We start from the raw sequence: 24,356 nt of genomic DNA, 5'->3' as shown, positions 1-24,356 counted from the left end.
TGACCAAGCAACGCAACAACCCCGTCGCCTCACCTCCACCGATCCTTGGCGAAGGCTGCCTGGCCCGCTACGACCCTGAAGCCCTGGATGACACGGATGGCACCGACTTCCCCGGCGCCGCCGAACTCTGGCAACAGCTCAACCCGCCTGACGCCGCCAGCGCTCCAGCAACGGACGTCCCAGCAGGCACACAAACACCGGCCCCCCAGCCAGCAGATAAAAGTAATACGTAACCGCCCGCCATATCAGGATTGCCGCAGCTGCGGTCGAGCTGCCCACCAAGGGTGTCAACAGGCTGGCCGACGTCAGTTCGGCGGCCCCGGCGCCGCCAGGCAGCAGACTGAATTGGCCGGCGCTGAGCGACAGCATCTGCACCAGGAAGCTGGGAATCCAGTGCAGGTCTACCCCCAAGCCCCGCAGCACCAGGTACAAGACGCTGTAGCGCAGTCCCCAGTGGATGCAGGTCAGGGTGAACACCAGGCTCAGCCTGCGCTTGGGCAGGCGCCAGGTCTGCGCCAGTGCTGCAACGAAGTGCAGCAGTTTGCGCGCCCAGCGACGTTTGCGCGGCTGGCCCATCCCCATGCGCTGCAACAGCCTGCCGTTCATGCGCATTATCGGGCGCCGGTAGCGCAGCAGCCCGATCACCCCGGCCAACGCTGAGCACAGCAGTAACGCACTGCCAAGCAACATGCTTTCCTGGCTGCGGCCCAGGCTGTGGAACAGCGCGTAGCCGGCAATCGCCAGCATTGCGCAGAAGAAGAACACCAGGTCGTTCAACTGGTCCATGGCAAAAACGGCGCCGCTGCGCGCCGGGCGGATGCGGTCTCGCGCCAGCAGGGCCATCAGGGTCAGCGGCCCACCACTGCCGCCAGGGGTGGTGCAGATGGCAAACTCGGTGGCCATGACCACGCCGAGGCTGCGAGCATGGCTCAACTGTTTTGCCTGCTCACCCAGCAACAGGCGCAGGCGCAGCGTATTGATGACCCAGCACAACAGAATCATGCCCAGCAGCATGAGCAGCAGGTGCGGGTCGAACCGGCTCAGCCTCGGCAGCAGCTCGCTACCACCCAGCAACGCTGGCACCAGCGCTGCCCCCAGCAATGCCAGCGCCAGCCAGGCCCAGCGCTTCATGCTGCCCCCTGGCGCTCCAGCCAGGCAGACTTGGTCAGCGGTTCGCGGCCATCCTTCAACAGTCTCTCCAGCGTGCGCAACCAATAGTCACGGGATGAGCGATGGCGCATGTCTACAGGGTGCAGTCCCAAGCGCAACGTGCTCGCGCCCCGCCAGCGCTGGCATTGCCAGTCGCACAGCGTGCGGGACAGTTTGCGACGCCATGCGCTCCGGGCGCTCCAGACCAGGCCTGGCGCATCAATCGCCGTAAAGTCTGGCAAGCGGTACAGATGCTGAGGTGTACTGGTGTATTTCAGTGGCAGGCGGCACAGCGCTTGCCGCGTGCCCTGGCTCATGAGCCAGGCCGGTGCGACAAAGCCTGCCACAGGCCAACCTTGGCTCTCGAACTGCGCCAGGCCCTCCTGTAGCCGAGTAAGCGCTTCGTTCTCATCAAGGCTGTAGAACTCGCCTTCATGGGTATAAATGCGCCGCATGAAGTAGTCGACGGGGCTGCGCGGTACGGGGCCTTCGTCAGCATGGGCATAGCCGTGAAGCGCCAGTTCGTCGCCTTTGGCAAGGCGTTCGTCCAGCAGACGGCAGAACGAAGGTGACTGGTGCAGCGGATTGCGTCGATGGAAGTCCGGGACCACCAGCCATGTCATTGGCACGTGGCCCAGCGCGTCCACGGCCCCTACGAACGGTTCATAGTCCGGCCAGGTTTCCGGGGCAACATCATGCAACACCAGCATAAGGCTGCGTTGGCTGGCGGAAGGCTCAAGCATGGGCGCGCACCTGCGGCTGGTGGCCGAGCACGGCCTGGTAGTGCTGGAGCAGGCCAGCTACCACGTTATCCCATGAATAATGTTGCTCTACATGGTGGCGGGCCTGCACGCCGAGCTCGCGGATACCTGCTTCGAATGCCTCGCGCACGGCGGATGCCATGGCCCGGCCATCGTTGGGCGTGCACAGGCGGCCACACTGTTCGTTGATGATTTCAGGGAACGCACCGGCGCGCACGGCCACCACGGGTGTGGCGCTGGCCATGGCTTCGAGAATGACCAGGCCGAATGTTTCCTGGTCGCCAGCATGCACCAGCAAATCGGCGCTGGCGATCAGCCGGGCCACCTCTGCAGCCGGGCAGAAGTGATCGATGACGCTGACATTGTGCGGCACGCTGGCCGGCATGTTCGAGCCCACCAGTAACAGATGGTAGGGGTCGCCAAGTTGCTGCATGCAGTCAAGCAGCACCGGCAGGTTCTTTTCCCGCGAGCCGCGGCCGGCAAAGATCAACAGGCGGCTGGTGTCGGCAATGCCCAGTTCGGCACGTACATGTGGGTCGCGCCGGGAGGGGTGGAAAGTGGCAAGGTCAACGCCCAGCGGCTGCACATGGACATCGCGCACGCCCAAGCGGCGTAGTTTGTCGGCCATCACCTGGCTGGGGGCCAGTACCCGATCAAAATTGCCGTAGAGCTTGCTGACGTAGGCCTCGACATTGGGTGCGAACCAGTTGCCCATGCGGTTGCTGACCAGTAGCGGCAGGTCGGAATGGTAGAAACCGATCACGGGCACGTCGAGCTGGCGCCGCGCCTCCAGCGCCGCCCAGGCGGTCAGGTAGGGGTCGCCAACTTCGATCAGGTCCGGTTTGAGCGTGCGCAGTGTATTGCACCAGGGGGCCAGGCGTACCGGAAAGCGGTAACCCTTGCCAAACGGCAAGGGCGGCGCAGGTACCTGATAGATGCCATCGCCGTGTTGGGCGCTGGCACCGGGAATCAACAGGCTGTGGCGTACGCCTTGAATGGCGTCGAGACGGTGATGTTTGGCATCAAGATAGGTACGTACGCCACCGCTGGCCGGGGCGTAGAACATGGTGATGTCGGCGATGTGCACGATCAGCATCCCTCCGGGATCGTCTTCGGGTCTGTCATCCGGCGTTGAATTGCCGGCGATGAAATGCCTAAAGGTGGACCTATCAGAAGGATAGTTTGTTCGATCGGTTTGAGAGGAGGGGAGTGCGTAATGCCTGGCGCAGCGCAGAGGCTGCGCCAGGCGAATGTGTAGCCTCTATCAGATGCGGAAGCTGCCCACCAGGTGCTTCAGGCGGCCAGCCTGCTGCTCGAGGTCGGAGCAGGCGCGCAGGGTCGCTTGCAGGTTCTCCACGCCTTCCTGGTTGAGCATGTTGATCTCGTTGATGTCCATGTTGATCGCCTCGACCACGGCGGTCTGCTCTTCGGTGGCAGTGGCCACCGACTGGTTCATGCCGTCGATCTCGCCAATGCGCACGGTAACGCTGTCCAGTCGCTCACCCGCCTGGTTGGCAATCTGCATGCTGTCCTGGCTGTGGCGCTGGCTCTGCTCCATGGTGTCGACCGACTCGCGGGCACCGACTTGCAGCTCTTCGATCATGGTCTGCACTTGCTGCGCCGACTCCTGGGTGCGGTGCGCCAGATTGCGCACCTCATCGGCGACCACGGCAAAGCCACGCCCGGCCTCACCGGCGCGGGCCGCTTCGATGGCGGCGTTCAGCGCCAGCAGGTTGGTTTGCTGGGAAATGCTGGTGATCACTTCCAGGATCTGGCCGATATTCACGGTCTTGCTGTTCAGTGTTTCGATGTGCGCGCTGGAGGTGACGATCAGGTCGGACAGGCGGTTCATCGCGGCAATGTTGCGCTCGACCACTTGCTGGCCTTCTTCGGCCAGCAGGCGCGCTGAGCTTGCGTGCTGCGAAGCCTGGGCGGCGTTGCCGGCGATTTCCTGAGCCGCAGCGCCCAGTTCGTTGATGGCGGCTGCGACACTGTTGGTGCGGTTGGACTGCTCGTCGGAGTTGGTCATCGACGAGTTCGAAGCGCTGATCACCCGCAGGGCCACTTCGTTGACCTGCTCGGTGGCTGAGGACACTTCGCGAATGCTGCTGTGAATGCGTTCGACGAAGCGGTTGAAGGCGTTGCCGAGGACACCGAATTCGTCGTGGCTGTGGATGTGCAGGCGCTTGGTCAGGTCGCCCTCACCTTCGGCGATGTCTTCCATGGCGCGGGTCATGGTGTGCAGCGGTTGCATCAACACGCGGATCAGCAGGCCGAGCAGGCCGATGATGATCACCACTGCCACTACCGTGGCGATCACCGCAGAGGTGCGGAAGGTGCTGAGCATCGAGAAGGCCTTGTCCTTGTCCACCGACAGGCCGATGTACCAGTTCGCCGACGGCAGGCCGGTAATCGGGCTGAAGGTCAGCAGGCGGGTCTGGCCATCGCTTTGCACTTCGGTCAGCTCGCCGGTCAGTTTCGGCGTGTGCTGCGGGAACAGGTCCGACAGCGACTTCATGACCAGATCCTTATCCGGGTGCACCAGGATCTTGCCCTGGTCGTTGACCAGGAAGGCGTATCCCATGCCGCCGAAGTTCAGCGAGTTGATGATCTGCACCAGGCCGTCCAGGGCCAGGTCGCCGCCGACCACGCCAACGCTGCTGGAGACCTTGCTGAGGATGCCGATGACCATCTTGTTGGTGGTCATGTCGATGTAGGGTTCGGTCAGCGTCGCGCCGCTGGCGTTCATGCCGTCCTTGTACCAAGGGCGGGTGCGCGGGTCGTAGCCGTCGGGCATCTTCGCGTCCGGGCGCACGCTGAAACCGCCGTCGACTTTGCCCAGGTAGACCGTGAGGAAGCTGGATATCAGCGCATTCTGACCCATCAGGGTTTCGGCGTTGGCCGGGTCCTGGGCAATGTTCTGCGCCAGGTTTTCCACCAGTTTTATCCGGCCCTCGAACAGGTTGCGAATGTTGGTCGACGTGGAGGCGCCCATTTCAGCCAGATAGTTTTCCAGGTCCTCGCGGATCGCATTACGCTGGAGGTAATCGTTGTAGAGGGTGAAAAGGCTGAAGGCGAGTATCACGATCAGTGATGCCGCCAAAAGAATCTTGTGGCTGAAACGAAGGCTTTTGTTCATGGCGTAATCGGTTCCGCTAAGGTTTTATATCAGGCGTTCGCACGAGTGGAGCCGTAGGTTGTGCAACATCCCGAAAAGTCCCTTTTCGGCTGTTCCTCTCTATTAAGGCGAATAACACCCACAGGTATCGGCCGAATTAAGCTAAAGCTTGAGCAGAGGATTAAAGAGATGTCGGAATTTTCGACCATCGTTGTAGGCGCGGGCCCGGATGGCCAGCCAGTCGGGCAAGCAATGCGCCTGGCCAACCGCCACGGTCTGGTGGCTGGCGCAACCGGTACTGGCAAGACCGTCACCCTGCAGCGCCTGGCGGAGGTGTTCAGCGACGCAGGGGTGGCGGTGTTCGCCGCGGATGTCAAAGGCGACCTTTGTGGCCTGGGTGCTGCCGGTGCGCCACAGGGCAAGGTGGCTGAGCGCATCGCCGGCATGCCGTGGCTGGGGCATACGCCCAGGGCTTACCCGGTGAGCTTGTGGGATGTCGCCGGGCAGTCTGGCCACCCGCTGCGCACCACCCTCAGTGAAATGGGGCCGTTGTTGCTGGGCAACTTGCTGGAACTGACCGACAGCCAGCAGGCGGCGCTTTATGCAGCATTCAAGGTGGCCGACCGCGAAGGCCTGCTGCTGCTGGACCTCAAAGACCTCAAGGCCCTGCTGGCGCATCTGAAGGACAACCCACAGCTGCTCGGCGAAGACAGCGCGCTGATGACCACGGCCTCCACCCAGGCTTTGTTGCGCCGGCTCGCTACCTTGGAGCAGCAGGGCGCCGAGGCACTGTTCGGCGAGCCGGCATTGCAACTGGAGGACCTGCTGCGCCCTGATCCGGATGGACGTGGACGTATCCACCTGCTCGATGCCAGCCGATTGGTGCACGAGGCACCCAAGGTGTACGCGACGTTCCTGTTGTGGCTGCTGGCCGAACTGTTCGAGCAGTTGCCCGAGCGCGGTGATGCCGACAAGCCGGTGCTGGCGCTGTTCTTCGATGAAGCACACTTGCTGTTCAACGGCACGCCAAAGGCGCTGCAGGACCGTCTCGAGCAAGTGGTCCGGTTGATCCGCTCCAAGGGGGTGGGGGTCTATTTCGTTACCCAGTCGCCGGGTGACTTGCCCGACGCGGTACTGGCCCAGTTGGGCTTGCGCATTCAGCACGGCTTGCGGGCGTTCACGGCCAAGGAGCAGAAGTCGCTGCGGGCGGTAGCCGATGGTTTTCGTCCCAACCCAACATTCGAAACCCTGGCGGTGCTTACCGAACTGGGTATTGGCGAGGCGCTGGTGGGGACGTTGGAAGAAAAGGGCACTCCGGCGATCGTGCAGAGGGTGCTGGTTGCACCGCCGCAGTCGCGTATCGGGCCACTGGGTGCGGCTGAGCGCAGTGCGCTGATTGCGGCTTCGCCATTGGCCGGGCGCTATGACAAACCGGTGGACCGTGAGTCAGCCTATGAAATGCTGAGCCAGCGTAAGGGCGAGCCGGTGGAACCGGCGCCGCAACCGAAGGCGGATGAAGAGAGTTTTGCCGACAAGGCGGGTGAGTTCTTGCAGAGTGCAGCGGGGCAGGCGATCAAGTCGGCAGTGCGCCAGGCCGCTAACCAGTTGGGGCGGCAGTTGGTGCGCGGGTTGATGGGGTCGTTGTTAGGGGGCAAGAAAAGGTAGTCTTCCTGCGCCGCGCCATACCCTTGGTAGCACAAGCCCGCTCCGGCAAAGAACAAGGTGGCGTAGGCATAACGGCTATGAAAAAGGCGCCCGAGGGCGCCTTCATTCATTGCGGTGTCACTCAGCCAATGGCTTTGGACGCCAGCCAGAACAGGCCGGCCGCCAGGCCCATCGAGGCAGGCAGGGTCAGGACCCATGCCAGCAGGATGGTTTTCACAGTGCCGCCTTGCAGGCCACTTTTGTTGGCGACCATGGTGCCGGCCACGCCGGACGACAGCACGTGGGTGGTCGACACCGGCAGGGCGAATACGTTGGCCATGCCGATGGCGCAGGCTGCGGTGATCTGTGCCGACATGCCTTGGGCATAGGTCATGCCTTGTTTGCCAATCTTCTCGCCCACCGTCAACACCACGCGCTTCCAGCCAACCATGGTACCCAGGCCAAGGGCCAGTGCGACGGCCACGATCACCCAGAACGGGGCGTATTCGGTGGTGGCGGTGAGGTCTTTGCGCAGTTTTTCAAGGTCGGACTTTTCACGGGCGTCCAGGCCTGGCAGCTTGCCAACCTTCTTCGCCGTGTCATCCAGGCACAACAGATAGCGGCGCACTTCAACGCGCTTCTCGGCATCGAGGCTGTGGTAGTCCGTCACGCCCTTCAGCGAGGTCTGCAGCGCAGCAATGGTCGGCTCGGTCTGCTGCGGGTTGCAACTGAACTGCTCCGGCAGGTCGCTGGCCTTGGCCTTGCCCAGTGCCAGGAACTCGCCCAGGGTGGCGGCGTTACGCTGGTAGAACTGGCTCATGTGCAGGGTGGCGTCGCGAGTACGTTCGATCTGGTAGGTGGTGCTGTTCAGGTCGAGTACGAACTTGGCCGGGACAATACCGATCAGCACCAGCATGATCAGGCCGATGCCTTTCTGGCCGTCGTTGGAGCCGTGCACGAAGCTCACGCCCATGGCGGAAACCACCAGGACCAGACGGTTCCAGAAGGGCGGGTGCTTCTTGTCGTCGAGCTTGCGGCGCTGTTCCGGGGTTTTGTGCATCTTCGACAGCGGGCGCCACCATTTCAGGCCGATCAGCACCAGGGCAGCAACGGCGAAGCCGGCCATTGGCGAGACCACCAGCGACATGGCGATATCGATCGCTTTCTGCCAGTTGACGCCGTCGCCCAGCGGAATGTCGTTGATCAGGGCGTTGGCCAGGCCAACACCGAGGATGGAGCCGATCAGCGTGTGCGAACTGGAGGCGGGGATGCCAAAGTACCAGGTGCCCAGGTTCCAGGTGATGGCCGCAGCCAGCAACGAGAAGACCATGGCCAGGCCGTGGCCGGTGTTCACATTGATCAGCAGCTCTACCGGCAACAGGTGCACGATGGCATAGGCCACCCCTACGCCGCCGAGCAGAACGCCAAGGAAGTTGAACACGCCGGAGAAGAACACGGCGAGGTGCGGCGGCATGGCTTTGGTATAGATGACGGTAGCTACCGCGTTGGCGGTGTCATGAAAGCCATTGATGAACTCGAAGGCGAGTACGAAGGTCAAGGCGAGCAGCAGGCTCACCAACACCCAGGCATCCAGTCCGCTGAATAAATCGATCATGAAGGTTGTCTGGCGGGTCTTAGGGGGGCGGGATTATGCCAGAAAACCTTGGCAATCGATGCACCTGTAACAGGCAGATGACAGTCTTCATGGTGCAAGCGTGTCATGCAGAGGGGGGCGGTACGGGAGGTAAATAGCGGCTAAAAATCACAAAGTAGGGCGAAAAAAGGCCGAAATCTTGAGAAAAATCCATTCCGCAAAAATTCAAACGACTGTATGAAATTTGTGTGATTCCATTTCATCATCGGCCAGACAGTAAAGATCGAGCTCGCCCGGGTAGGCCGGGCGACGACGCGCAGAGGGCCCCGAGGCTCAGGGATTGTCGCTGCGCAGTTCTTTTTCGATGCGTTCCAGTTCCTGGCTGAAGGCCTGGTCGCGAACGCTGGCACGCTTGCGCCAGGGTTTGCGTTCCGGATCCGGTTGTGCGGCGTATGTGGTGACTTCGCCACCATAAACATCCTTGTAACGTTCAGCCTGGCGCTTGAGTTCCGCGCGCAGTTCATCTTTCGTCACGTGCAGTACCTGAAATAAGTGTAATGACTGTTGTCATGCATTGTGCAACATGCATTTTGCCTTGCTGGCCGCAACGGCTTGATAAAGCGGAAGGTTCAACGACCACGGTAAGCGGAGGGCCTGCGCAATCGATTATAGCAACCGATAATTCGCCGAACATCGATAATTTACGCAACCCCGACATCATCTGGCGTAAGTAGCAGATTGTGCCCGCGAACAGTTGGGACCTTTCGTACAAAGTTTGAAAGGAATGGCGGATAGAAGTTCGTTGCAATGTCAGGGCGGGCCGTAATGAAAAACGGCCTCGCCGAAAGGCGAGGCCGTTGCCTGGGGACTTCTACGGTGGGTACCTGACCAGTCTCTCCAAAGAAGCCACAAGTGGCATGGGAAAGGTATAAGCAAAAGTGTCGGCGGTCAATTGCGATTATCGGCCGTTTGTTCGATAATCGCACGAACCGGTGTTTTTTTTGAGGTGTGCGATGAGTGACGAAACCCTGGGCAACGATTCCGGCAATGCTGAGGTGGCGCGACCTGCTTCGGCTGCCATGGCGCCGCCGATCGTGGCTTCCCCGGCCAAGCGCATCCAGGCCTTTACCGGTGACCCGGACTTCATGACCTCACTGGCACGTGGCCTGGCCGTGATCCAGGCATTCCAGGAGCGCAAGCGCCACCTGACCATCGCCCAGATCAGCCACCGTACCGAAATCCCTCGCGCGGCGGTGCGCCGTTGCCTGCACACGTTGATCAAACTGGGTTACGCCACCACCGACGGGCGTACCTATTCGCTGCTGCCCAAAGTGCTGACCTTGGGGCATGCCTACCTGTCGTCGACGCCGCTGGCAATTTCTGCACAGCCGTACCTGGATCGCATCAGCGACCAGCTGCATGAGGCGGCCAACATGGCCACCCTCGAGGGCGACGACATCCTTTATATAGCCCGTTCGGCCACGGTCGAGCGGCTGATCTCGGTCGATCTGTCGGTGGGCGGGCGCCTGCCGGCCTATTGCACGTCGATGGGGCGCATTCTGCTGGCGGCCATGGATGACACCAGCCTGCGTGAGTACCTGGAACGTGCCGACCTCAAAGCGCGCACCAGCCGCACCCTGAATGACCCCGAATCGTTGTTCGCCTGCATCCAGCAGGTGCGCGCACAGGGCTGGTGTGTGGTAGACCAGGAACTGGAACAGGGGCTGCGATCGATTGCCGTGCCGGTGTATGACGCTTCGGGGCAGGTGTTGGCTGCGCTGAACGTCAGTACCCATGTCGGGCGGGTGACCCGCAGTGAACTGGAGCAGCGGTTCTTGCCGATTTTGCTGGCAGCCAGCCGGGACCTTTGCCACCAGTTGTTTGGTTGAGACCGCAGGGAGCACTTTGCGGCCCCGGATCAGAACAGGCAAAACCGTTTCCTGTGCGATAAACGCACAGTGTCGTGCCGGGTGAATTGCGTCACCTCGGCCGGCTGATTAATGTCTCTCGCAACGGTCGGCTAGCCGACCGAACAAGAAAAACACTAGAGGCACTCACTCATGAATACTGTCACCTCGCTGCTGCGGCCGCACCCGCATGCAGTATCGTTATATCCAGGCTGACCCAGGCCATATACCCCAATCATCGCCCTTGTACCGGATGCCCGCGTGCAATGGCCTGACTGTGCCCCACATTCTGGATAACAATAATGAACCAAGCGCAAACCAACGTCGGCAAAAGCCTCGACGTTCAGTCATTCATCAATCAGCAGCCGCTGTCCCGCTATCAGTGGCGGGTCGTGCTGCTGTGCTTCCTGATCGTCTTCCTCGACGGCCTGGACACCGCTGCCATGGGGTTCATCGCCCCTGCACTGTCGCAAGAGTGGGGGATCGACCGCGCCAGCCTTGGGCCGGTCATGAGTGCCGCGTTGATCGGCATGGTGTTCGGCGCCCTGGGCTCCGGGCCGCTGGCTGACCGTTTCGGCCGCAAAGGCGTGCTGGTGGGGGCGGTGCTGGTGTTCGGTGGCTTCAGCCTGGCCTCGGCCTATGCCACCAACGTCGACCAGTTGCTGGTACTGCGCTTCCTGACTGGCCTGGGCCTGGGTGCAGGCATGCCCAACGCTACCACGCTGTTGTCCGAATACACCCCGGAGCGCCTCAAGTCGCTGCTGGTGACCAGCATGTTCTGTGGCTTCAACCTGGGCATGGCGGGTGGTGGCTTCATTTCCGCCAAGATGATCCCGGCCTACGGCTGGCACAGCCTGCTGGTCATCGGTGGCGTGCTGCCGTTGCTGCTGGCGCTGGTGCTGATGGTCTGGCTGCCGGAGTCGGCGCGGTTCCTGGTGGTGCGCAACCGCGGCACCGACAAGGTGCGCAAGACCTTGTCGCCAATCGCGCCGCAAGTGGTGGCCGAGGCAGGCAGTTTCAGCGTGCCTGAGCAAAAGGCGGTGGCTGCGCGCAACGTGTTCGCGGTGATCTTCTCTGGCACCTATGGCTTGGGCACCGTGTTGCTGTGGCTGACCTATTTCATGGGCCTGGTGATCGTCTACCTCCTGACCAGCTGGCTGCCAACCCTGATGCGTGACAGCGGCGCGAGCATGGAGCAGGCGGCGTTCATCGGCGCGCTGTTCCAGTTTGGCGGCGTGCTAAGTGCAGTCGGCGTGGGTTGGGCCATGGACCGTTTCAATCCGCACAAGGTGATCGGCATTTTCTATCTGCTGGCCGGGGTGTTCGCCTACGCAGTTGGGCAGAGCCTGGGCAACATCACCTTGCTAGCCACGCTGGTGCTCGTTGCCGGTATGTGCGTGAACGGTGCGCAGTCGGCAATGCCATCGCTGGCGGCGCGCTTCTATCCCACCCAGGGCCGGGCCACAGGCGTATCGTGGATGCTGGGTATTGGCCGCTTTGGTGCGATTCTCGGCGCCTGGAGTGGTGCAACGCTGCTGGGCCTGGGCTGGAGCTTCGAGCAGGTGCTGACGGCGTTGCTGGTACCGGCGGCGCTGGCGACCGTGGGAGTGGTCGTCAAGGGGCTGGTCAGCCACGCCGACGCAACCTGAGGGCGAGGGCCGCGTTGCGGCCCATTCACAGCGTAACGCCGCTCCCGCAGGGGCGGCGTTGTGCTGCAATCAGGGCGCACAGTTGCCCTGCGCGTGGGGTGGATAGTCGTGCAACAAATGGTTCGTTAATCGCACAAATAGTCGATTATCGGATTGTAAGGTGCCCACCAGTCTCCTTAATCTGGGTTCATCGAAGCACCCTGACCAGGAGCCTCCAAATGCCACGCGCAGACCATTTCCGAACCCACCCAAATCGAGCTGTCCGCCATGCGTGACCTCGACGCCCGTACCGCCGCTGACCATGGCCAGCTGGCAGGAGAAGCCTGATGCACGACGTATTCATCTGTGATGCCATCCGTACCCCGATCGGCCGCTTCGGCGGCGCCCTGGCCAGCGTGCGGGCCGACGACCTGGCAGCCGTGCCGCTGAAGGCGCTGATCGAGCGCAACCCTGGCGTGCAGTGGGACCAGGTAGACGAAGTGTTCTTCGGCTGCGCCAACCAGGCCGGTGAAGACAACCGCAACGTGGCCCGCATGGCACTGCTGCTGGCCGGCCTGCCGGAAAGCATCCCGGGCGTCACCCTGAACCGTCTGTGCGCGTCGGGCATGGATGCCGTCGGCACCGCGTTCCGCGCCATCGCCAGCGGCGAGATGGATCTGGTGATTGCCGGTGGCGTCGAGTCGATGTCGCGCGCCCCGTTCGTCATGGGCAAGGCTGAAAGCGCCTATTCGCGCAACATGAAGCTGGAAGACACCACTATTGGCTGGCGTTTCATCAACCCGCTGATGAAGAGCCAGTACGGTGTGGATTCCATGCCGGAAACCGCCGACAACGTGGCCGACGACTATCAGGTTTCGCGTGCTGACCAGGACGCTTTCGCCCTGCGCAGCCAGCAGAAGGCTGCCGCCGCACAGGCTGCCGGCTTCTTTGCCGAAGAAATCGTGCCGGTGCGTATCGCTCACAAGAAGGGCGAAATCATCGTCGAACGTGACGAACACCTGCGCCCTGAAACCACGCTGGAGGCGCTGACCAAGCTCAAGCCGGTCAACGGCCCGGACAAGACGGTCACCGCCGGCAATGCCTCGGGCGTGAACGACGGTGCTGCGGCGATGATCCTGGCCTCGGCCGCAGCGGTGAAGAAACACGGCCTGACTCCGCGTGCCCGCGTTCTGGGCATGGCCAGCGGCGGCGTTGCTCCACGTGTCATGGGCATTGGCCCGGTGCCGGCGGTGCGCAAGCTGACCGAGCGTCTGGGGGTTGCGGTAAGCGATTTCGACGTGATCGAGCTTAACGAAGCATTTGCCAGTCAAGGCCTGGCGGTGCTGCGTGAGCTGGGTGTCGCTGACGATGCACCACAGGTAAACCCTAATGGTGGCGCCATTGCCCTGGGCCATCCGCTGGGCATGAGCGGTGCACGCCTGGTGCTGACTGCGCTGCACCAACTGGAGAAGAGTGGTGGGCGTAAAGGCCTGGCGACCATGTGTGTGGGCGTTGGCCAAGGTCTGGCACTGGCCATCGAGCGGGTTTGACCTGTACCGGCCGCTTCGCGGGCAAGCCCGCTCTTACAGGGATCCACGCAATCACCTGTGGGGGCGGGCTTGCCCGCGAAGAGGTCTGTCCTGTGAGACACAAGGCCAATTGCCAGCCAGATAGCGGAACGAGTGTGTTACTAGGTATGTCTAGACTTACCTAGGACCCTCCAGGAGTGAAACCCTCATGACCTCAACCTATTACACCGGCGAAGAACGCAGCAAGCGCATCTTCGCTATTGTCGGTGCCTCGTCAGGCAACCTGGTGGAATGGTTCGACTTCTACGTCTACGCCTTCTGCGCGATCTACTTTGCCCCGGCCTTCTTCCCCTCTGACGACCCCACCGTGCAGTTGCTGAACACGGCAGGTGTATTCGCCGCAGGCTTCCTGATGCGCCCCATTGGTGGCTGGATCTTCGGCCGCCTCGCCGACCGCCACGGTCGCAAGAACTCCCTGATGATCTCGGTGCTGATGATGTGCTTCGGCTCCCTGATGATCGCCTGCCTGCCCACCTATGCCAGCATCGGCACCTGGGCCCCGGCGCTGCTATTGCTGGCCCGCCTGATCCAGGGGCTGTCGGTAGGGGGCGAATACGGCACCACGGCCACCTACATGAGTGAAGTGGCACTGCGTGGGCAGCGCGGCTTCTTTGCTTCGTTCCAGTACGTCACCCTGATCGGCGGCCAGTTGCTGGCGGTATTGGTCGTGGTGATCCTGCAACAGCTGCTGACTGAAGATGAACTGCGGGCCTGGGGCTGGCGCATTCCCTTCGTGGTGGGCGCCATCGCCGCCCTGATCTCGCTGATGCTGCGCCGTTCGCTGCACGAGACCAGTAGCGCCGAAGCCCGCAATGACAAGGATGCAGGTTCGATCGGAGGTTTGTTCCGCAATCACGCAGCGGCGTTCATCACGGTACTGGGCTACACCGCGGGTGGCTCGCTGATTTTCTATACTTTCACCACCTATATGCAGAAGTACCTGGTCAACACCGCGGGCATGACCGCCAAGAACGCCAGCTACGTGATGACCGGGGCGTTGTTCCTGTTCATGGTGGTGCAGCCGTTCTTCGGCATGCTGTCCGACCGTATCGGCCGGCGCAATTCGATGCTGCTGTTCGGCGGCCTCGGTACCCTGTGCACCGTGCCGCTGCTGATGGCGCTGAAAACCGTGACCAGCCCGATCATGGCCTTCGTGCTGATCAGCCTGGCCCTGTGTATCGTGAGTTTCTACACCTCGATCAGCGGTCTGGTGAAGGCCGAGATGTTCCCGCCGCAGGTGCGTGCACTGGGTGTTGGCCTGGCCTACGCGGTGGCCAACGCAGCATTCGGCGGTTCGGCCGAGTATGTGGCCCTGGGCCTGAAAACCCTGGGGATGGAAAACACTTTCTATTGGTACGTGACGGCGATGATGGCGATTGCCTTCCTGTTCAGCCTGCGCCTGCCGAAGCAGGCGGCGTACCTGCACCATGATGATTAAGGACGCTGCATGAGCAACCAACTGTTCGACGCCTATTTCACCGCGCCGGCCATGCGCGAGATTTTCTCCGACCGAGGCCGCCTGCAGGGCATGCTGGATTTCGAAGCCGCGCTTGCCCGAGCCGAAGCCTCTGCCGGTTTGGTCCCGCACAGCGCGGTAGCGGCCATCGAGGCGGCATGCCAGGCCGAGCGCTATGACGTTGGCGCGCTGGCCAATGCCATCGCCACCGCGGGCAACTCGGCCATTCCGCTGGTGAAAGCGTTGGGCAAGGTGATCGCCACCGGCGTGCCAGAGGCTGAGCGCTATGTGCACCTTGGGGCCACCAGCCAGGATGCGATGGATACCGGTCTGGTTCTGCAGCTGCGCGATGCCCTCGATTTGATCGAGGCCGACCTCGGCAAGCTGGCCGATACCCTGTCGCAGCAGGCCTTGAAGCACGCCGATACGCCCTTGGTGGGTCGTACCTGGTTGCAACACGCCACCCCGGTGACCCTGGGCATGAAACTGGCCGGTGTACTGGGTGCTTTGACCCGCCACCGTCAGCGCCTGCAGGAACTGCGCCCGCGCCTTCTGGTCCTGCAGTTCGGCGGTGCCTCGGGCAGCCTGGCGGCGCTGGGCAGCAAGGCGATGCCGGTGGCCGAAGCGCTGGCCGAACAGCTCAAGCTGACCCTGCCCGAGCAGCCCTGGCACACCCAGCGCGACCGCCTGGTGGAGTTTGCCTCGGTATTGGGCCTGGTTGCCGGCAGCCTGGGCAAGTTCGGCCGTGATATCAGCTTGCTGATGCAAACCGAGGCGGGGGAGGTGTTTGAGCCTTCTGCGCCGGGTAAGGGTGGTTCTTCGACCATGCCACACAAGCGCAACCCGGTGGGTGCCGCCGTGTTGATCGGTGCCGCGACCCGCGTGCCGGGCCTGCTGTCGACGCTGTTCGCAGCCATGCCTCAGGAGCACGAACGCAGCCTGGGCCTATGGCATGCCGAGTGGGAAACCCTGCCGGATATCTGCTGCCTGGTCTCTGGCGCCCTGCGCCAGGCTCAAGTGATTGCCGAGGGCATGGAGGTGGATGCCGCGCGCATGCGCCGTAACCTCGACCTGACCCAAGGCCTGGTGCTGGCCGAAGCGGTGAGCATCGTCCTCGCCCAGCGTCTGGGTCGCGACCGTGCCCACCACCTGCTGGAACAATGCTGCCAACGCGCGGTGGCCGAACAGCGGCACCTGCGTGCCGTGCTGGGTGACGAGCCGCAGGTCAGCGCCGAGCTGTCTGGCGAAGAACTCGATCGCCTGCTCGACCCTGCCCATTACCTGGGCCAGGCCCGCGTCTGGGTGGCGCGCGCCGTGTCCGAACATCAACGTTTCACTGCCTGAAGGAGACCGCTGTGGCGCACTTGCAACTGGCCGATGGCGTTTTGAATTACCAGATCGATGGCCCGGATGACGCCCCGGTGCTGGTCCTGTCCAACTCGCTGGGTACCGACCTGGGCATGTGGGACACCCAGATTCCGCTCTGGAGTCAGCACTTCCGGGTGCTGCGCTATGACACCCGTGGTCACGGCGCATCGCTGGTCACTGAAGGCCCTTACAGCATCGAACAGCTGGGCCGCGACGTGCTGGCCCTGCTCGATGGCCTGGACATTCAAAAGGCTCACTTCGTCGGCCTGTCGATGGGCGGCCTGATCGGCCAGTGGCTGGGTATCCATGCAGGTGAGCGCCTGCACAGCCTGACCCTGTGCAACACGGCCGCCAAGATCGCCAACGACGAGGTGTGGAACACCCGTATCGACACGGTACTCAAGGGCGGCCAGCAGGCCATGGTCGACCTGCGCGATGCCTCCATCGCCCGCTGGTTCACGCCAGGCTTTGCCCAGGCACAGCCGGAGCAGGCCCAGCGTATCTGCCAGATGCTGGCGCAAACCAGCCCACAAGGCTACGCAGGCAACTGTGCAGCGGTACGTGACGCGGATTATCGTGAGCAACTGGGCCGCATCCAGGTGCCCGCGCTGATCGTTGCCGGTACGCAAGACGTGGTTACCACCCCTGAGCATGGCCGCTTCATGCAGGCCGGTATCCAAGGTGCCGAGTACGTCGACTTCCCGGCGGCGCACCTGTCCAACGTCGAGATTGGCGAGGCCTTCAGCCGCCGCGTGCTCGATTTCCTGCTGGCTCACTGAGGACAACGCCATGGACGAGAAACAACGTTACGACGCTGGCATGCAAGTGCGCCGCGCAGTGCTGGGTGATGCCCACGTGGACCGCAGCCTGGAGAAGCTCAACGACTTCAATGGCGAGTTCCAGGAAATGATCACCCGCCACGCCTGGGGTGACATCTGGACCCGCCCGGGGCTGCCGCGCCATACCCGCAGCCTGATCACCATCGCCATGCTGATCGGCATGAACCGCAACGACGAGCTGAAGCTGCACCTGCGTGCGGCGGCCAACAATGGCGTGACCCGCGACGAGATCAAGGAAGTGCTGATGCAGAGCGCGATCTACTGCGGCATTCCGGCGGCCAATGCCACGTTCCACCTGGCTGAGTCGGTGTGGGATGAACTTGGCGTAGAGTCTCGCCAGTAAACCGTGATCACGGGCAGGCCCCTGCAACAGGGCGCTTGCCCGCGAATGGCCTTTACACCGATGCCTTTTTTTGCCGCATGGCAATCGGGCCGGCGTTGGCTTCCACGGCGCGCTTCAGGGTCGGGCACAGGCCCAGCATGAACGCAGCTTCCGCCACCACGAACAGTGGCCCGATGATCAGGCCGCTCACGTCGTCGACAAATGCCGGTTTGCGGCCTTCGTAGTAATGGCCGATGAACTGGATGATCCAGCCCACCACGAACGCCCCCAGCCCGGCGCCGAGCCATAGCGTTGTCGACTGCACTGCCAGCGCCTCACCGACCCACAGGCACAGGCCCAGCAACAGCCCCATCACCAGCCCGAAGCGCAGGTCCAGGCGCAAGTAGAACCACACAGATGCCGCCGCTGCCAGCAGGGCAGGGGACAGCCACATGCCAGCTATCTCCCAGCCTGGGCGTGAAAGCAGGATGGTGACTGCCAGCACGATCATGGGGATGCCGACGAAGTGGGTGGCGATGTTGCGTGGATCGCGGTGGTAGTTGGCGTATTGGCTCAGGTGGTCGACGAGGGTTTTCATTGTTGTGCCTCCCTGTTCTGCTTTGTTTCACCTGTACCTGATAGTGATCAGGATAGCCTGCAGTCACCACCATCATCAGCTCAGCGAATGGCGGCAGCTCGCACTGGGCAATTCATGGCAGGGTTTTCATCACGCTGTTGCCAATGATGCCTTCAAAAGGGAGGGCGTCTGGCCTCTTCGCGGGTTTATCCGCGAAGAGGCCAATTGAGTCACAGAAGATTCAGCGGATAACTCACAATCAAGCGGTTCTCATCGAACGCGTTGGTGCTGAAGTCGCGACGCATGGTCGAGTTGCGCCATTTCAGCGACAGGTCCTTGAAGCTGCCCGACTGCACCACATAGGCCAGCTCTGTTTCCCGCGCCCATTCCTTGCCATCGTCCACGCTGCCCACGGTGACGTTGTCACCCTTGATATAGCGGTTCATCAGGGTCAGCCCGGGTACGCCGACGGTGGCGAAGTTGAAGTCATGGCGAACCTGCCAGGAACGCTCCTTGGCATTGTCGAAGCTTGAATTGTAGCTGTCGTTGGCCAGGGTACCGCCACTGGTGCCATTGACCCGCATCCAGGCATCGTCGCCGCTGACCTTCTGCAGGCCAACGTAAAAGGTGTGGCCTTGGTAGCGCGCCGAAAGCAAGGCGGAGGCGGTGCGGTTGTCCAGCTTGCCGGCCCGTTCGGCGCCATCTTCCTTGCCGATGAAGTAGCCCAGGTTGGCGCCCAGCGTCCAGTCGCCCAGCGGCTGGCTGTGCGTCAGGTTGAGGTATTGCTGGCGGTAGATGTCCTTGAGCTGGGCATCCCACAGGCCGATCATGGTGCGCTTGTCGTTGAAGGTGTACTCACCGCCGCCGAAGTTGAAACGGTCGGAGGTGAAGGCGGCTTTACCGTTGAGCGACATGTCTTCCATGCTGGCATCGTTGCGCGGGCTGTTGCCGCGGAACTGGCCGGCGTACAGGGTCAGGCCGGCGATTTCCCTGGAGGTCAGCTGGCCACCGCGGAATGTTTGCGGCAGTGAGCGGCCATCGTCCGAACGCAGGATTGGCAGTACCGGCATCCATTCACCGACTTTCAGCTCGGTTTCGGACAGCTTGGCCTTCAGCGCCACACCCAGCCGGCCAAAGTCATCGGCCGGGCGGCCGTCGTCATGCACGGGCAGCAGATGAGTGTTGGTGGTGCCTTTACCGCCGTCGAGCTTGACCGAGTACAGGCCCAGTACGTCCACGCCGAAACCGACCGTGCCCTGGGTGAAACCGGAGCGGGCATCGAGGATGAAGCTTTGTGTCCATTCCTCGGCCTTGCCCTGTGGGTGGGCCGGATCGACGAAGTTACGGTTGATGTAGAAGTTGCGCAGGTTGAGGGTGGCCTTGGCGTCCTCGATGAAACCACCTTCGTTGGCGGCGAATGCGGGGAGGGCGCAGGACATGGCCAACAGGCCAGGCAGCAGCTGACGTGCGGGTAGCGAAATGCTCATCTGTCGTGGATCTCTTGTTTTTATGGTCGAGCCGGTGCACTGCGGGATCGGGCCTGCAGGTGCGGGTGTTTTTGATGAACTTGAGTAACGTTGCGTGGGGGGATGGTGCGGGGTAGTGCGGGGGTGAGGCAATTCGCCGCAAACGGAACGGGGCGATAATCGAACGGAATGTTCCGGTTGGTTAATAACTCTTCTGGGGCGGCCTCTTCGCGGGTAAACCCGCTCCTACGACGGCTTGCGCCCAGCCGGCACAGGCAGTAAAAACAAAGCCCACCGATAAGGGTGGGCTTTCTGCTTTTGCAACAAGGCCGATCAGCCTTTCGGTGTTTCCACCGATGCCTGCTGGTTGGCCTGCCCTGTCTGCTCGTACCAGCCACCGCCAAGCGCCTTGTACAGGTTGACCTCGCTGGTCAGCTGCGACAGGCGGTCTCCGATCAGCGCTTGCTGGGCACTGAACAGGTTGCGTTGGGCATCGAGGAAGGTCAGGTTGCTGTCAATCCCGATGCGGTAACGGCGTTCGGCCAAGCGGTAGTAGTCCTGGTTCGCCTGCACCAGGTCGCGCTGGGCCTGCAACTGCTCTTCGAAGGTCTTGCGAGCCGCCAGGCCATCGGAGACTTCCTGGAAGGCCGTCTGGATGGTTTTTTCGTACTTGGCGACGTTGATGTCCTTCTGGATTTTCGAGTAGTCCAGGCTGGCTTTCAGGCTACCGGCGTTGAAGATCGGCAGGTTGATCTGCGGCTGGAACAGCCAGGTGCCCTGGCCGCCCGAGAACAGGTGGCCCATGTCGGGGCTCAGGCTGCCGGCGTTCGCGGTCAGGCTGATGCTCGGGAAGAACGCTGCGCGGGCTGCACCAATGTTGGCGTTGGCAGCCTTGAGCAGGTGCTCGGCTTCCTGAATGTCCGGGCGACGCTGAAGGATATCCGATGGCAGGCCGGCCGGTACTTCGGCCAGTTGGTCGGCATCAAGCTCCAGCGGCTTGGCCAGGTCGGCAGGAATGCCGGTGCCCAGCAGCACGGTCAGGCTGTTGACGTCCTGGGCGACCAGGCGCTGGTACTGCGAGTACTTGACCCTGGCGCCTTCCACGGCGGTACGCGCCTGGCTGACGTCCAGGGCCGAGGCCACGCCGACTTCGTTGCTGCGACGGGTGAGGTTGTAGCTTTCCTCGTAGGTCTTCAGCGTTTCTTCGGTCAGCTTGAACAGGGCCTGGTCGGCCTGCCAGGTGTAGTAGGCGTTGGCCACGCTGGCTACCAGGGCGATTTGCGTGGAACGACGCGCCTGCTCGCTGGAGAGGTAGGTTTCCAGGGCCTGCTCGGTCAGGCTGCGCACGCGGCCGAACAGGTCCAGCTCGTAGGCGCTGACGCCCAAGGTGGCCGAGTACTGGCTGGTGATGCCAGATTCGCCCGTTTGCGACATGTTCGCCGGGACACGCTGGCGGCTGCCGCTGCCGGTGGCCGAAACCGCCGGGAACAGGTCGGCGCGCTGAATGCGGTATTGCGCACGGTAGGCGTCGAGGTTCAACGCCGCGACGCGCAGGTCGCGGTTATTGACCAGCGAGGTCTGGATCAGCTGTTGCAGCGCCGGGTCGTGGAAGAACTGGCGCCAGCCCTGTTCAGCAGCGGCAACATCCGCCGATTGCGTCGGCGAGTAAGCAGGGCCTTGCGGCCACTGCGCAGCCACCGGCGCCTCCGGGGTCTGGTAGTCAGGGATCAGCGAGCAGCCGCCAAGAATGAAAGCGGTTACCGCCAGGGACAACAAAGACTTGGTCATTGCCCAGCCTCATAACGTGGATTTTCAGGGGTGACGTCTTTTTCCGGCTCTTTGCTGCCGAACAGCGACGACACTGCGACGAAGAACAGCGGTACCCAGAAGATAGCCAGCACGGTCGCACTGATCATGCCGCCGATCACGCCAGTACCGATGGCGTGCTGGCTGCCGGCGCCGGCGCCGCTGGCGATGGTCAACGGTACCACGCCCAGGATGAACGCCAGCGAGGTCATGATGATCGGGCGCAGACGCATGCGGCACGCCTCGATCGCTGCGTCGTACAGGCTGCGGCCTTGTTCGTGCAGCTCCTTGGCGAATTCCACGATCAGAATGGCGTTTTTCGCCGCAAGACCGATGGTGGTCAACAGGCCAACCAGGAAGTACACGTCGTTGGACAGGCCGCGCAGGCTGGTGGCGATCAGCGCACCGATGATACCCAGCGGTACTACCAGCACCACAGCGATCGGGATCGACCAGCTTTCGTACAGGGCCGCCAGGCACAGGAACACGAACAGCACCGAGAGGGCGAACAGCGCCGGCATCTGCGAGCCGGAGAGTTTTTCCTCGTAGGACATGCCGGTCCAGGAGAAGCCGATACCGCTCGGCAGCTCGCCTGCAATGCGCTCGACCTCGGCCATGGCTTCACCGGTACTGTAGCCAGGCGCCGGTGCACCGAGGATTTCCATCGCTTCGACACCGTTGTAACGCGACAGCTTCGGCGAACCGTAGGTCCATTCGCCTTTGGCGAAGGAGGAGAACGGCACCATCTCCCCTGCGCCGTTGCGCACGTACCATTTTTGCAGGTCTTCCGGGCTCATCCGCGCGCTGGGTTCGCCCTGGATGTACACCTTCTTGACCCGGCCACGGTCGATGAAGTCGTTGACGTAGCTGGCACCCAAGGCAATCGACAGGGTGTTGTTGATGTCGGCAATGGTCACGCCCAGGGCGCTGGCACGTTCGTCATCAATGGTCAGCTGGTACTGCGGTTCATCGTTCAGGCCGTTCGGGCGCACGGCGCTGAGGATCTTGCTCTGCGCAGCTTTGGCCAGGAACTGGTTGCGCGCCTCCATCAACTTCGCGTGGCCGACACCGCCGCGGTCCTGAAGGAACACGTCGAAGCCGGTGGCGTTACCCAGTTCAAGCACCGCTGGCGGGGCGAAGGCGAACACCATCGCATCACGGAAGGTAAAGAAGTGCTGCTGGGCACGCTGGGCCAGGGCGAACACGCTGTTTTCCTTCGAGCGTTCATCCCAGGGTTTGAGCATGATGAAGGCCATGCCCGAGCTCTGGCCGCGGCCTGCGAAGTTGAAACCGTTGACCGTGAACACCGACGATACGGTATCGGCTTCGTCCTTGAGCAGGTATTCACGCATCTGGTCGACCACGACCTGCGTGCGTTCGGCACTGGAGCCGGCCGGGGTCTGCACCTGGGCGAACAGTACGCCCTGGTCTTCTTCTGGCAGGAACGCGGTAGGGATGCGGGCGAACAGCCAGATCATGCCGACCACGATCAGCGCATAGGCCAGCAGGAATGGCACCTTGTTGCGCAAGATGGCGCCTACACTGCGCTCGTAGCCGTTGACGCTGCGGTCGAAGTTGCGGTTGAACCAGCCGAAGAAGCCACCTTTGGCGGTGTGGTGCTCGCCCTTCTTCAGCGGTTTGAGCATGGTTGCGCAGAGCGCCGGGGTGAAGATCAGCGCAACCAGCACCGACAGGCCCATGGCCGAGACGATGGTGATGGAGAACTGCCGGTAGATCACACCCGTGGAGCCGCCAAAGAACGCCATGGGCAGCAGTACGGCCGAGAGCACCAGGGCGATACCCACCAGGGCGCCCTGGATCTGTTCCATCGAGCGTTTGGTCGCTTCCTTGGGCGGCAAGCCTTCCTCGGACATGACCCGCTCGACGTTCTCCACCACGACGATGGCGTCGTCCACCAGCAAGCCGATGGCCAGAACCATGGCGAACATGGTCAGGGTGTTGATGCTGAAGCCCGCGGCGGCAAGGATGCCGAAGGTACCCAGCAATACCACCGGTACGGTCATGGTGGTGATGATGGTGGCGCGGAAGTTCTGCAGGAACAGGTACATCACCAGGAACACCAGCACCACGGCTTCGATCAGGGTGTGGATCACGCCGCTGATCGATTCGGTGACCACTGGGGTGGTGTCATACGGGAATACCGCCTTGACTCCCGGCGGGAAGAACGGTTCCAGGCCTTTGATGGTCTCGCGCAGTGCCTTGGCGGTGTCCAGCGCGTTGGCGCCGGTTGCCAGTTTTACCGCCAGGCCGGAAGCCGGCTTGCCGTTGAACTGGGCGCTGACGGCGTAGTTTTCACCCCCCAGGCCTACTTGGGCGACATCGCCCAGACGCACCTGTGAACCGTCTTTGTTGACCTTGAGCAGGATACTCTCGAACTGCTCGGCGGTTTGCAGGCGGGTCTTGCCGATGATGGTGGCGTTCAGCTGGGTGCCCGGCAGGGCTGGCAGGCCGCCGAGCTGGCCGGAAGACACCTGCACGTTCTGTGCGGCCACAGCGGTCTTGACGTCGACCGGGGTCAGCTGGAACTTGTTCAGCTTGGCCGGATCGAGCCAGATACGCATGGCGTACTGCGCACCGAACACCTGGAAGTCACCTACACCCGCGGTACGCGAGATCGGGTCCTGCATGTTCGAGACGATATAGTTGGCCAGGTCGTCCTTGGTCATGCTGCCGTCTTCGGAGACCAGGCCGATCACCAGCAGGAAGTTCTTCACTGCTTTGGTGACGCGGATACCTTGCTGCTGCACTTCCTGCGGCAGCAGCGGGGTGGCCAGGTTCAGCTTGTTCTGTACCTGTACCTGCGCGGTGTCGGGGTTGGTGCCCTGTTCGAAGGTGGCGGTAATGGTCATGCTGCCGTCGGAGTTACTTTCCGACGACACATAACGCAGGTTGTCGATACCGTTGAGCTGCTGCTCGATCACCTGCACCACGGTGTCCTGCACGGTTTGCGCCGAGGCGCCCGGGTAGGTCACGGCGATGGCGATGGCTGGCGGCGCGATACTGGGGTACTGGTTGATCGGCAGCTTCAGGATGGACAAGGCCCCGACCAGCATGATCACCAAGGCGATCACCCAGGCGAAGATCGGGCGATCGATAAAGAACTTCGACATG

The 24,356-nt window shown here is 62.4% G+C and carries 17 protein-coding genes and 3 pseudogenes; 9 read left to right on the top strand and 11 right to left on the bottom strand.

Going from position 1 to position 24,356, the window contains the following annotated elements:
• Positions 1–138 precede the first annotated feature (138 nt).
• The 5 genes and pseudogenes from ACF8O8_RS06525 to ACF8O8_RS06505 form a co-directional block, all read right to left on the bottom strand.
• Entirely contained in the window at positions 139–1,131 is a 993-nt protein-coding gene (locus tag ACF8O8_RS06525; RefSeq protein WP_392509407.1) for a lysylphosphatidylglycerol synthase transmembrane domain-containing protein, read from the bottom strand.
• Positions 1,128–1,892, bottom strand: a complete 765-nt coding sequence (locus ACF8O8_RS06520; RefSeq protein WP_392509406.1) for a DUF2334 domain-containing protein — start codon at positions 1,890–1,892, stop codon at positions 1,128–1,130. Before ACF8O8_RS06520 ends, ACF8O8_RS06525 begins: the two co-directional genes overlap by 4 nt.
• Positions 1,885–3,006, bottom strand: a complete 1,122-nt coding sequence (locus ACF8O8_RS06515; protein ID WP_010952481.1) for a glycosyltransferase family 1 protein — start codon at positions 3,004–3,006, stop codon at positions 1,885–1,887. The genes ACF8O8_RS06520 and ACF8O8_RS06515 overlap by 8 nt, the downstream gene beginning before the upstream one ends.
• Positions 3,007–3,174: 168 nt before the next feature.
• A pseudogene (locus ACF8O8_RS06510) lies at positions 3,175–3,771 on the bottom strand (methyl-accepting chemotaxis protein); the annotation flags it as partial.
• A 261-nt stretch (positions 3,772–4,032) separates the two neighbouring features.
• Positions 4,033–5,049 (bottom strand): annotated as a pseudogene (locus ACF8O8_RS06505) (cache domain-containing protein); the annotation flags it as partial.
• 168 nt (positions 5,050–5,217) lie between these two features.
• Here ACF8O8_RS06505 and ACF8O8_RS06500 point away from each other — a divergent pair.
• A complete protein-coding gene (locus ACF8O8_RS06500; protein ID WP_392509405.1) occupies positions 5,218–6,693 on the top strand; it encodes a helicase HerA-like domain-containing protein in 1,476 nt (491 codons plus the stop codon).
• 121 nt (positions 6,694–6,814) lie between these two features.
• On the opposite strand, the gene ACF8O8_RS06495 is transcribed toward ACF8O8_RS06500, so the two are convergent.
• A complete protein-coding gene (locus ACF8O8_RS06495; protein ID WP_003251935.1) occupies positions 6,815–8,287 on the bottom strand; it encodes an inorganic phosphate transporter in 1,473 nt (490 codons plus the stop codon).
• A gap of 312 nt (positions 8,288–8,599) precedes the next feature.
• The gene (locus ACF8O8_RS06490; RefSeq protein ID WP_392509404.1) at positions 8,600–8,800 is read right to left on the bottom strand and encodes a hypothetical protein; all 201 of its coding nucleotides are present in this window, start codon (positions 8,798–8,800) and stop codon (positions 8,600–8,602) included.
• Positions 8,801–9,279: 479 nt separating this feature from the next.
• Here ACF8O8_RS06490 and pcaR point away from each other — a divergent pair, with 479 nt between their 5' ends.
• The 8 genes and pseudogenes from pcaR (at position 9,280) to pcaC (ending at position 17,396) form a co-directional block, all read left to right on the top strand.
• Positions 9,280–10,155, top strand: a complete 876-nt coding sequence (gene pcaR, locus ACF8O8_RS06485; RefSeq protein WP_003251938.1) for a pca regulon transcriptional regulator PcaR — start codon at positions 9,280–9,282, stop codon at positions 10,153–10,155.
• Between the two features lie 320 nt (positions 10,156–10,475).
• Positions 10,476–11,822, top strand: coding sequence for an MFS transporter (locus tag ACF8O8_RS06480; protein WP_020192010.1), 1,347 nt, complete (start codon positions 10,476–10,478; stop codon positions 11,820–11,822).
• 231 nt (positions 11,823–12,053) lie between these two features.
• Positions 12,054–12,149, top strand: a pseudogene (locus tag ACF8O8_RS06475) (CoA-transferase subunit beta); the annotation flags it as partial.
• Positions 12,146–13,351 (top strand): 3-oxoadipyl-CoA thiolase, encoded by a 1,206-nt coding sequence (gene pcaF / locus ACF8O8_RS06470; protein WP_392509409.1) that lies wholly within the window; start codon positions 12,146–12,148, stop codon positions 13,349–13,351. The pseudogene ACF8O8_RS06475 and the gene pcaF, both read left to right, overlap by 4 nt.
• Positions 13,352–13,538: 187 nt before the next feature.
• Entirely contained in the window at positions 13,539–14,828 is a 1,290-nt protein-coding gene (locus tag ACF8O8_RS06465) for an MFS family transporter (protein ID WP_010952486.1), read from the top strand.
• Positions 14,829–14,837: 9 nt separating this feature from the next.
• Positions 14,838–16,190, top strand: a complete 1,353-nt coding sequence (locus ACF8O8_RS06460) for a 3-carboxy-cis,cis-muconate cycloisomerase (RefSeq protein WP_010952487.1) — start codon at positions 14,838–14,840, stop codon at positions 16,188–16,190.
• Between the two features lie 11 nt (positions 16,191–16,201).
• Positions 16,202–16,993, top strand: coding sequence for a 3-oxoadipate enol-lactonase (pcaD, locus tag ACF8O8_RS06455; protein ID WP_350298620.1), 792 nt, complete (start codon positions 16,202–16,204; stop codon positions 16,991–16,993).
• Positions 16,994–17,003: 10 nt separating this feature from the next.
• On the top strand, positions 17,004–17,396 hold the full coding sequence (gene pcaC / locus ACF8O8_RS06450) for a 4-carboxymuconolactone decarboxylase (protein WP_010952489.1): 393 nt from the start codon (positions 17,004–17,006) through the stop codon (positions 17,394–17,396).
• 52 nt (positions 17,397–17,448) lie between these two features.
• Here the strand turns inward: pcaC and ACF8O8_RS06445 are convergent, their stop codons facing one another.
• The 4 genes from ACF8O8_RS06445 to ttgB form a co-directional block, all read right to left on the bottom strand.
• A complete protein-coding gene (locus tag ACF8O8_RS06445) occupies positions 17,449–17,973 on the bottom strand; it encodes a DUF962 domain-containing protein (protein ID WP_010952490.1) in 525 nt (174 codons plus the stop codon).
• Between the two features lie 209 nt (positions 17,974–18,182).
• On the bottom strand, positions 18,183–19,439 hold the full coding sequence (locus tag ACF8O8_RS06440) for an OprD family porin (protein ID WP_064491136.1): 1,257 nt from the start codon (positions 19,437–19,439) through the stop codon (positions 18,183–18,185).
• Between the two features lie 312 nt (positions 19,440–19,751).
• A complete protein-coding gene (locus ACF8O8_RS06435; RefSeq protein ID WP_010952492.1) occupies positions 19,752–21,206 on the bottom strand; it encodes an AdeC/AdeK/OprM family multidrug efflux complex outer membrane factor in 1,455 nt (484 codons plus the stop codon).
• Positions 21,203–24,355: a multidrug efflux RND transporter permease subunit TtgB gene (ttgB, locus tag ACF8O8_RS06430; RefSeq protein ID WP_274145010.1), complete on the bottom strand. Its 3,153-nt coding sequence runs from the start codon at positions 24,353–24,355 to the stop codon at positions 21,203–21,205. The genes ACF8O8_RS06435 and ttgB overlap by 4 nt, the downstream gene beginning before the upstream one ends.
• Position 24,356: the final 1 nt, after the last annotated feature.

The organism is Pseudomonas sp. TYF_14 (genome assembly GCF_043105275.1).
GTDB lineage: Bacteria > Pseudomonadota > Gammaproteobacteria > Pseudomonadales > Pseudomonadaceae > Aquipseudomonas > Aquipseudomonas alloputida.
Note: the sequence above shows the minus strand (reverse complement) of the source record. Positions and strands in the feature narration are given on the sequence as shown.